The sequence below is a fragment of the Vibrio sp. 10N.222.55.A1 genome (assembly GCF_041473835.1).
GTDB lineage: Bacteria > Pseudomonadota > Gammaproteobacteria > Enterobacterales > Vibrionaceae > Vibrio > Vibrio crassostreae_C.
Genome location: NZ_JBFRSX010000088.1, coordinates 5691 through 14849, shown reverse-complemented (window position 1 = coordinate 14849; position 9159 = coordinate 5691). Strand labels below are relative to the sequence as shown.

General features: G+C 45.0%; 7 protein-coding genes. 5 read left to right on the top strand and 2 right to left on the bottom strand.

Features of this window, described 5'->3' with window-relative positions; genetic code table 11:
* Positions 1-125 precede the first annotated feature (125 nt).
* From gmtY to AB4493_RS21005, 5 genes are read left to right on the top strand one after another with little or no spacing between them, the layout of a single operon-like run.
* Positions 126-1583, top strand: coding sequence for a gamma-mobile-trio recombinase GmtY (gmtY, locus tag AB4493_RS21025; RefSeq protein ID WP_372155762.1), 1458 nt, complete (start codon positions 126-128; stop codon positions 1581-1583).
* Positions 1583-4246, top strand: a complete 2664-nt coding sequence (locus AB4493_RS21020; protein ID WP_372155761.1) for an integrase family protein — start codon at positions 1583-1585, stop codon at positions 4244-4246. The genes gmtY and AB4493_RS21020 overlap by 1 nt, the downstream gene beginning before the upstream one ends.
* A complete protein-coding gene (gene gmtX / locus AB4493_RS21015) occupies positions 4246-4923 on the top strand; it encodes a gamma-mobile-trio protein GmtX (protein WP_372149298.1) in 678 nt (225 codons plus the stop codon). The genes AB4493_RS21020 and gmtX overlap by 1 nt, the downstream gene beginning before the upstream one ends.
* Complete coding sequence (locus AB4493_RS21010) at positions 4923-5360, top strand: VPA1267 family protein (RefSeq protein WP_372149294.1); 438 nt, start codon at positions 4923-4925, stop codon at positions 5358-5360. The genes gmtX and AB4493_RS21010 overlap by 1 nt, the downstream gene beginning before the upstream one ends.
* Positions 5357-7522, top strand: a complete 2166-nt coding sequence (locus AB4493_RS21005) for an AAA family ATPase (protein WP_372149291.1) — start codon at positions 5357-5359, stop codon at positions 7520-7522. Before AB4493_RS21010 ends, AB4493_RS21005 begins: the two co-directional genes overlap by 4 nt.
* Before the next feature lie 198 nt (positions 7523-7720).
* On the opposite strand, the gene AB4493_RS21000 is transcribed toward AB4493_RS21005, so the two are convergent.
* Together AB4493_RS21000 and AB4493_RS20995 are read right to left on the bottom strand one after the other, a co-directional pair.
* Positions 7721-8278: a carboxymuconolactone decarboxylase family protein gene (locus AB4493_RS21000; RefSeq protein WP_102366903.1), complete on the bottom strand. Its 558-nt coding sequence runs from the start codon at positions 8276-8278 to the stop codon at positions 7721-7723.
* Between the two features lie 18 nt (positions 8279-8296).
* Positions 8297-9159, bottom strand: an 863-nt coding sequence (locus AB4493_RS20995; protein WP_206747370.1) for a peroxiredoxin family protein, incomplete at its 5' end; no start/stop codon positions are given.

The following is a 9159-nucleotide window of genomic DNA, read 5'->3' as shown; positions in this document are numbered from 1 at the left end:
TTATATATAGTAACTTAAAGAGTGTATATTGTGTATTAAGGCAGAGAAATCTGCCTTTTTCTTGCTCGATACACAGAGTAGGACTATAGTGTATTATATGTTTAATATGTACACGGAAGGTTAGTTTGTCATCAGTAAAAGTTAGAGCAACGATTGTAGAGGACAATACGGGCATCAAAAGCCAACTGCCTATCTTGCTAACTGAGCAAGGAGAGTTAAGTACGGTCACAGACTACCTACTCAAGCTAGAGGCAGACGGTGTGAGTAACTCCGTCATGAATGGATTTCTTCAAGCAGTGTCCTTGTTGTTGGATTACATGGAAGCCAATAGAGGGATGTTTGACGATCCGAAGTTGCTTTTCCAGACCTTTTCTAAGCGGTTGTACACAGGAACGATTGGTGAGGATGGACTTGACCCCTCTGGTTTGTATTGGGTGCCAAGTTCAACAAGTAACGTGAATAAGCACATTCACCGACTGACGGCATTCACCGATTGGTTGGCAAACAAGCACGGCACTGCGTCCATGAATCCCTTGCGTAATGCTACCCCGCATGAGCAGCGATTGAATTACGCTGCATGGTATCGCAAAAACCAAAACGATTTCCTTGGTCATATCGAAGATAAGACTGTGAACAAAACCATCCGTAAGGCGCGAACCATTAAAGGACGCACGCCGCTCACCAAAACCGAAGATGACGCCATCGCCTTTCCTGAAAAGCATTGGGAAGATTTTTATATAAATGGCATCGGTGGCGCGAGCGACCCACGAGTGGCACTCAGGGACAAGTTAATACTCCTTCTCATGCACGGTGGCGGGTTACGCGAAAGTGAAGCTTTAACGCTTTGGGTGACAGACGTGTTTGAAGATCCCTATGAGCCAGATAGTGCTATCATTCGAATTTACAACGAAATAGATGGCAAAGCCCCTGATGGTTGGCGAAGTCGTTCTGGTACACCAAACAGAGAAGCATATCTAAAGGAGCAATATGCTCGCATCCCTCGCCAGCGCATGAAAGGCACAGCTCATCTTGGTTGGAAGAACCGTGTGGTTGACCACAAAGACAACTACATACAGGTTCAATGGTTTCCAACTGACTATGGCAAAGTGTTTATGTCACTTTGGAAAAACTACCAAAAGTACCGAGCCAGCATCGACTGTCATCACCCTTATGCGTTTATTTCGTTTCATCATAGCGCTATCGGCAACCCTTACACCATCAACGCCTTCCATGATAACTACGCCAACGGCTTGAAGCGCATTGGTTTAGAGCCGAGCAAGGCAGAAGGCTTAGATCCACATGGGCATCGACATAATTACGGTAGACGATTAGAACGCTCAGGATTGAACCCGTTGGTGATTCGACGCTGCATGCACCATAAGTCCCTAGATTCACAAATTCCCTACACAGGCAAAGGTCAGCAGGAAATCTCTGATGAACTGACCCAAGCGACACTACAACTGGCAAACCCTGAATCCAAAGTCAAAGCGCTCGATTGGAAAGCACTGGTTGAGCATGGCTTTGATGACATCGACCCGCAGGGGTACTTCACTGGCAAGCATCCAAAATTTAGAGGTAAATAATGGCTATCAAAGGCAAAAAAAATGACGGACGATCATCGGATTTAACCTTCTCATGGATGTTGACCACACTTGGTGCGGAGTGGCAACAATGGCAGGAGTTGGCTGCTGAGTGGATGGCGACACAAACCACTGGTATTCACCATAAGCGGAATGCGTTAAGCCGCTTCTTTGAGGCTTATATTGCTGAATATGCACCCTATGCCATTGACAATATAGATTTGTTTTTTAAGGGCTACAAGGGATATCAATGCTCCAGTGAAGAGTTGGAGAAACTAGCAAAAGGTCGATTTACAGATGCGTATGAAATTTCATCGAGCGTGAATATTCCTTGTGACTTCATCGACTTTGTTATTGAAAAAGTGTTCTCCGAAGAAGATGACAATGGCAACCTTGTGCCACTGGTTCAAAACCCGCTCAGCAAAATCAAAAAGCAAAATAATACTACGGAAACCGTGCGTAACCCTTTACCGTATCGCTACATTCAGGATTTGCGCCAAATCCTTTGTCCGTTGCCAGATAAAACCGAGCTTGCTGTCATTAAGCAAAATCTTAAAGAGAGTGAAACTCTGCTTCCTGCCTATCACTACCGCCATTTCAAGCACTGGACTTGGGCACAGCAGCAGTCAGGTCAAGGACAAACTCAAAGTGGTGACTGGTTTGAAGTCGAGCCTGAGCTGATTGATAAAAGCGACCCTGACTGCGTGTGGCGCACCAAAGAAGTGACTCGCAAAGGAGAGAAAATCACCGTTCACCAAATTTGGTCGCCTGTCAAAGCAATGGTGGTTTTCATGAAATTGCACTTGCCGCTTCGTACCTATCAGGTGCGGATGCTCGACAGTGGTGAAGCCGATACATGGCGCTATGAACAAGGTCAGTGGGTAGTGAACACCAAGCATGATTTTGCCCTTGGCAGTGAAAAACGCCCCTTCGGAAAAGGCATCTTCCGCCGAATTCACGATACCATGACAGGGCTGTATTCAACAGGTCTATACATCAACACCAACAAGACTGCCGACCAGAACAAAGATGAACTGGAGCGTGGCTACATCATTCCTTGGCAAAACGAGGAAGTGTTGTACTGGCTGGAAAAACTGCGTAACTGGCAAGAAAAATACAACCCGATTGCAAAGCCCACCGATTGCACCACTCTACTGAGAAAGCATACTGGAATTAAAAAATCAGACAAACAGTTAGAAAGCATGGGTGAGATTGCCTTTTTGTTTCGTGATGCATCAGCAAAGGGTGAGGGCAAGCACAAGCCAATTTCGTATAACGCAACAGATGCTTTCTGGTATCAACTCCTGTTAACGCTTGAAAACCAACTCGCAGAGCAAGGAAATACACTGGATAACGGCGAGCGCTTGAAACTGGTTGTGGATTACCCTGAAGGTACTCAAGAAGGTTCTAAAGTTGCCACACTTTTTCCTTTACACAGTTTGCGAGTCTCACTCATCACGGCGTATACAATGGATACGCAACTACCATTGCCTGTCATTTCTAAGCTATTGGCGGGGCATACACGCCTGTTGATGACTATCTACTACAACAAAATCACCCCATCAGTGATGGCAGAAAAAATGGACGAAGCGCATGGAGAGCTAGACGCAAAATCCAAGCAATCGGTGCGTAACTTCCTCAAAGATGCCTCGATGGAGCAAATTCAATGCAAGATGGTGTATCACAGTGATGATAGCATTCAGGCGGCACTGGTTAACCGTAATCCGATTGGCTGGGAAGAACGCTCGTGTGGGATGTGTCTGGTTGGAGGCAACACCGTGAAATCGGATGAAGTCAGTACCATTGGCGGGTGCTGGAACGGTGGAGAGTTGATTAAAGATGCAAAAGCCTCTGCAAATCGCATTTATGCCAGCGTGCCACATGGCGCTGAAAACTGTATCCGCTGCCGCTGGTTTATTACCGAAGCACGCTACCTACCTGCGCTTAATGCGCACTTCAATCAACTGAGCTACAAAGCACATCAGGCCGCTAACCTATCGGTGGAAATTGAAGGTGAGCTGGAAGCCCTAAAAGACGAACAATTCTTCTGTGAAGAGCAAGGCAAGCCGTTTATCAAGCACGATGAGCTGCAAACTCTACAGCGCCGCTGGGAAAAGCAACAAGTCGAGGCAAGTGAATATGCCGAAGACTGGGTAGCGTGTTTTGAGCTGATTCAGAAAATCATTCGCGTCGAAGAAGCCAGGAATGAGGATGATACCAAAGATAAACTGATTGCGGTTGGCTCTGAGCAAGATGTCAGCCATGCCTTGAAATTTATCGAAACCGACTCTGAATTACTGCACTTATCGCTGCTTTGTGATGACGCGGAGTTTTACCCTGATTTACAGGACGAACTGCGTAAAACCCCTGTTATTCAAAAGCGCTCGATGCAACTCAGTCGTGTGCTGATGAAAAAAGGCTTTGAGCCGATTTTCATGGAAATGGACGACAAACAACAGCTCATCGCTGCCAATGCCATGCTGCGTCAGATGGCGAAAATCGCTGACCCTGACGACAAACTTGAGGGCTACCGCAAAGTGGCTAACTATATTGAAGCAGGTGAATACCTGACTGATAACAAACTGTTCTCTCAGGGTATTCATGCACTGACTGATAAAGCCATTAATCTAAATGGCATTGCACTACCGAACTTATTGGAGGACTAATGGAACTCGATATTGATGTCATTCTGGCTGACTTAAAAGAAGGCAAAGTACCTCGCACCCAGCAAAACCTCGATAAGCTCAACGACACACTGAAAGCCTATGCGGAATCAGGTCAGCGTGACTTCTCCATTACACAAATTGGGCGGGTGTCTGCTGAAAATGGCGGATTGGCGTATGAGGCTTTGCGTGCCACCCGTAACAAGCACTACCGAACACTCATCGAAGCATGGGCGGCAAAGTACAATACCAATACCAAAAAACCGTTATCCAACACCTCACGGTCTAAATCCATCCCTGCGGATAATAAACTGCTAGAGCGCATCCCAGACCCTGCGGTACGCGCCTTGTTTGGTCAAATTATTGCGGAGCGTAACCGTTACCGCAAAGAGGTTAATTTGCTCAAGCAACACGCCAATATTACCATCGACAAACGCCCTGTGCGCCAGTTTGACACCACCGCAGAGCCAAGTGTTGAAGTGCTGCCATCCCTATCAGGCGTACTCACCGAATCAGAGAAAAAAGCCTTAGCGTATGCAATTTCTGATGAATGTATGGAAAAGAACGACTGGCAAACTACTCAGGCGGGTCAGGTAAAAGACATGGAATACAATAGCGAAGTATTCCCTAGAGGCTTTGTCACAGGGCTTCGTAAGCTATTGGGTGAGGTAGATGACTAATGGCAAGTGGGCAGCAGAAAGCGCAACAAAACCTTGAGGCATTTGAGGTCTGGAAAGCCACACAGACGGACGATGAGTTTAAACAAATCGTGTTTAGAGGTCAGCTTAATCGCATTGAAGTGGCAAAGGGTATTGGTTGTGGAAAATCGGCTTTAAACCAAAATCCTGCCCTCAAGAAAGCACTCAAAGCCTTAGAAGATGAGCTGCGCGGTAAAGGTGTCCTGCCACCGTTGACCGACGCTGCCAAGAAGAATGAGGGCAAACCTCAAGCCTATGACAACACAGCAAATCGAAAGCTTCTCGATTCAAAGCGGTTATCGTCATTGGAGGCAGAAAATATCGAACTGAAAGCCAAGGTTAAGGAGCTTGAAAAGCGACTTGAGCGCTTTGGTGAGCTGTCTGAAACCTTATCCGAAATGGGGTTGATGCCACGATGAATACCGCTTTGCATGAAGACCAAATGCGTGTAACCAGTATCCCTTATCGCTCGACCAAGATGGTGATATTCAGCGGTGTACCGCTGGCGAAGGACTCTTACAAAACCAATAGTGGGAAGTATTACGTCACCATCAAAGCCGACCCCGATAGCATCCCTGTACAACCTGCGCTGGGACAGCATTGGTCAGTTAAAGGTGCTCGCCAGATAGAAAATATGGAAATGGATGATTATGTGATGCAACAGCACACCTATGAATCACCCAAGTACGTTGAATGCGCCTTACCCGAAACTGGTGAGCAACTGATACGCTTTATCGCCAGAGAGAGTGACTTCAAAGGTATTGGCGAAAGCAAAGCTAGGGCACTCTGGCAGCTCTTGGGTAAAGACTTCCATACCACACTGAAAAATGACACCCCAGAGTCCAGAAAGCGTCTGACATCGATTCTGAGTGAAGATTCAGTGGAAGCGCTCTATAGAGGGTACGCCAAATACAAAAATCTGGCACATTGCAACTGGATGAGCGAGCACAGCATCCCCGCCAGTGTGCAGCAACGGCTGCTCAAGCATCACGGTGAAGCCTCCATAGAGGTAATTAAGGATAATCCTTATGCTTTGATGGGCTTTGGTCTTTCGTTCAGTGCCATTGAAGATATTATCAAGGTAACGGATTTTAAGAACGATGTTGCGAAGGATGACCCAAGAAGGCTCAGCGCTGCTCTGGAAATGGCGATTCGCAAGGAGATTGAAAAAGGTCACACCTATACCACTCATGCCAATGTGCGTCCTTACCTCAACAAGCTACTGAAAGACAAATCACTGGTCACTCAAGCGTTCCAATCAGGTCATGATAAAGCTCAGTATATTTTAAATCCCGACACAGGAGCCTACCATCCAACTGCGCAACTTCTGATGGAAAGTGTCGTTGCCAAACGGCTAAATACACTGATTAAGCGAAATGACTTGTTTGATGAAAACGCCAATGCTGCGTATTGCTCTGCGGTTGCGGAGCTTCCCTACAAATTAACTCCTAAACAAATCGAAGCCGTAACAACGTGTCTGGATAATTCGGTAAGCTGTATTACGGGCGGTGCAGGAACAGGCAAGACAACGGTACTCAGAACGGCTCTCAGGGCATACCATCAACTCGGATTTGAAATACACGCCGTTGCGCTCAGCGGTCGTGCTGCAATGAGACTTCATGAGTCCATCGGTTTTGTTACCTCAACCATTGCCAAATTGCTGCGTGAAGACCCCATAGAACCCAGTGTTGAGAAAACCAATCACCTACTGGTCATCGATGAAGCGAGCATGATTGACCTACCAACCATGTATCGCCTAGTAAATCACATTCATCCCTCTGTACGATTGATATTTACGGGCGACCCTGATCAACTCCCACCAATAGGTTGCGGCAAAGTGTTGGCAGACATCGTTGAAGCAAAAACGGTGGCGAATACGATACTAGATATCGTCAAGAGGCAGGAAGGTTCAACGGGTATCCCCGAATACTCAAAGCTTATTAATCAAGGAGTAGTGCCTGAACAATTAAGCACAGGTGCAATACACTTTCACGAAACCAGTAAACCAGACATTGCCAAAGTCTGTTGCGAGCTTTACCAAGAATCTCCTGAAAGCAGTCGAGTCATGGCTCCAACCAAGGCGCTCGTATCAGAAATCAATAAACTCATCCAGCAAGCGGTCAACCCAGACAGTGACAGTCTTGAGTTCGAAATCAATGGTGACAAGTTCTTTTTACCACTTCGCATGAATGATGAGGTGTTATTTACGCAGAATCATTACGACAAAGGCATTCAGAACGGCTCACTTGGTATGCTAACCAACGCCAAACCTTCTGGTGATAGTTACGGTGAAGTGACGTTAGATACAGGTGAAAAGGTCGAGATAACACAATCCGTTCTCGACTGCATGGAGCTGGGTTACGCAATCACCCTACATAAAGCTCAAGGGTCACAGTTTCCACGCATCATCATCGCTCTGCAAAACGGAAGAATAGTAGATAGAGCATGGCTCTATACGGCAATCACGAGAGCTGAAAGTGAAATCCATATCGTTGGTAGTTGTGATGATATGAAGCAGATCACCGAGGCACCTAGTCACTCTCATAAGCGGAATAGCTACCTAAAGGAACTGTTGAGTTAGCAATTTCAAACTCGTTTATGCCCCATAACAAGCTAGAGCAGGAATGAGGCTATATTAAAGGTTCGTAATTTGACTTACTTTTCTTTATGCCTAGAGTTCTGACTATGTGGCCAAATTTACTAATCCACAACACATATACTTATGAAAATACACGGCCATTAAAAGAGAGTATCAGTAGATACTCTCTTCAGATTGATCTTACCTCTCTGAAGGGTGAGTCCAGTCAAAAGCCTTTAATGGGCCATCAACTGGTGTATGAGATAATGCATTGGTGAAATTTGAAATAAGTTTGCAAGCTAGGCCTGTCAACACTTCAAGCGCATGCCGCTCTGTGTATCCTACCGTTAGAAAGTTCTGCAACTTTTCATCACCTATATGACCACGATTATCTAGTAGCTCTTTAGTAAAGACATGCAACGCTTGTAGTTTGACATCAGGTAACTCATTTCCTTCCCGTAGTGCTTCAATAATGCTTTCTGGCATATTAGCTGATTTCATGATCCACGTATGACCAGGAACGCAATAGTGACAGTTGTTTTCAAAGTTTGATGTCATCAGAACCACTTGAGCTTCGAGTGGACTGAATAGTGTACTTTGCGTGAATAACTCATAAGTCTTCAAATAAGCTTGATAAGTTGCAGGAGCATCTGCTAGCACTTTATGTAAATTTGGAATTAAACCAAGTGATTTTTTAGATTGCTCCATCATTTGCTTTGATGCTTCTGGTGCTGTTTCAATATTGTGGTAGTTAAACATAATAATTCTCTCGGTTTATTATTTATTAATGGTGAAAACGTTGCGTAAGGCTTGAGTTAATCGTTCTTCGCTTGCTCTTAGTCGATAGTCTTCAGATTGATCTATCCATTGGATGACACCATGTTCATCAATTAAGATCGATGTTGGGATAGACATTGATTTGTATTCAAATGAAGTAGGAAATGGCAGCCCTAATACTGTTTTTGTTTTAGACGAGTCAGCCCCTAAAGCCTTGTGGTGTTCAACGCCGTATTGTTTAACTACTTTGAGTTCTGGGTCTGACAAAAGAAGAAGATCTAAACTATCTCGTTCGATGTGCATTTTTGCTTGTTCTGCCGTATCTCCCGACAACGCAACGACCTTAACTCCATATCGATCCAGAGTCGGTTTCATATCGTTAAACATTTTTAATTCAGCACTACAGTATGGACACCAAGCACCTCGGTAAAACTTAAGTAGAACACGTTGATTTTTTAGGTCATCAGTCGAATAAATCTCGTTGTCATATGTGGTTGATTCGAATTGTGGGAACTTATCTCCAATTGCAACCTCAATATCACCTAGAGGAGTATCTTTTTGACTGAATACCCAAATGAATTTACCACCAAGAAATATGGAAAAGCTGGACATTAAGACAACGAAAACAAAGCTCCAATGCATATTTATAATCCCACTGATAATTGCACCTAGCCCCAAAAGGACACCTGCGGCAAGTGCTAGCATAAGGATGATAGGATTTTTGGGCGGCTTGTTCTTTTTTACTTTTAGAAAGTAATGCAAACTTCCAATCACCGTTGTGGAAAATCCAAGTAGTGATAGTGCTATAGCTGAATACATCGTTTGTTCCTCATTGTTTTGCTTAATTGTACTAGTTAGTACAT

Excerpts from the sequence above, each read along its gene's own strand:
- AB4493_RS21020 (WP_372155761.1), top strand. The coding sequence starts at position 1,583 with ATGGCTATCAAAGGCAAAAAAAATGACGGACGATCATCGGATTTAACC.
- AB4493_RS21005 (WP_372149291.1), top strand. The coding sequence starts at position 5,357 with ATGAATACCGCTTTGCATGAAGACCAAATGCGTGTAACCAGTATCCCT.
- AB4493_RS21000 (WP_102366903.1), bottom strand. The coding sequence starts at position 8,278 with ATGTTTAACTACCACAATATTGAAACAGCACCAGAAGCATCAAAGCAA.
- AB4493_RS21010 (WP_372149294.1), top strand. The coding sequence starts at position 4,923 with ATGGCAAGTGGGCAGCAGAAAGCGCAACAAAACCTTGAGGCATTTGAG.
- gmtX (WP_372149298.1), top strand. The coding sequence starts at position 4,246 with ATGGAACTCGATATTGATGTCATTCTGGCTGACTTAAAAGAAGGCAAA.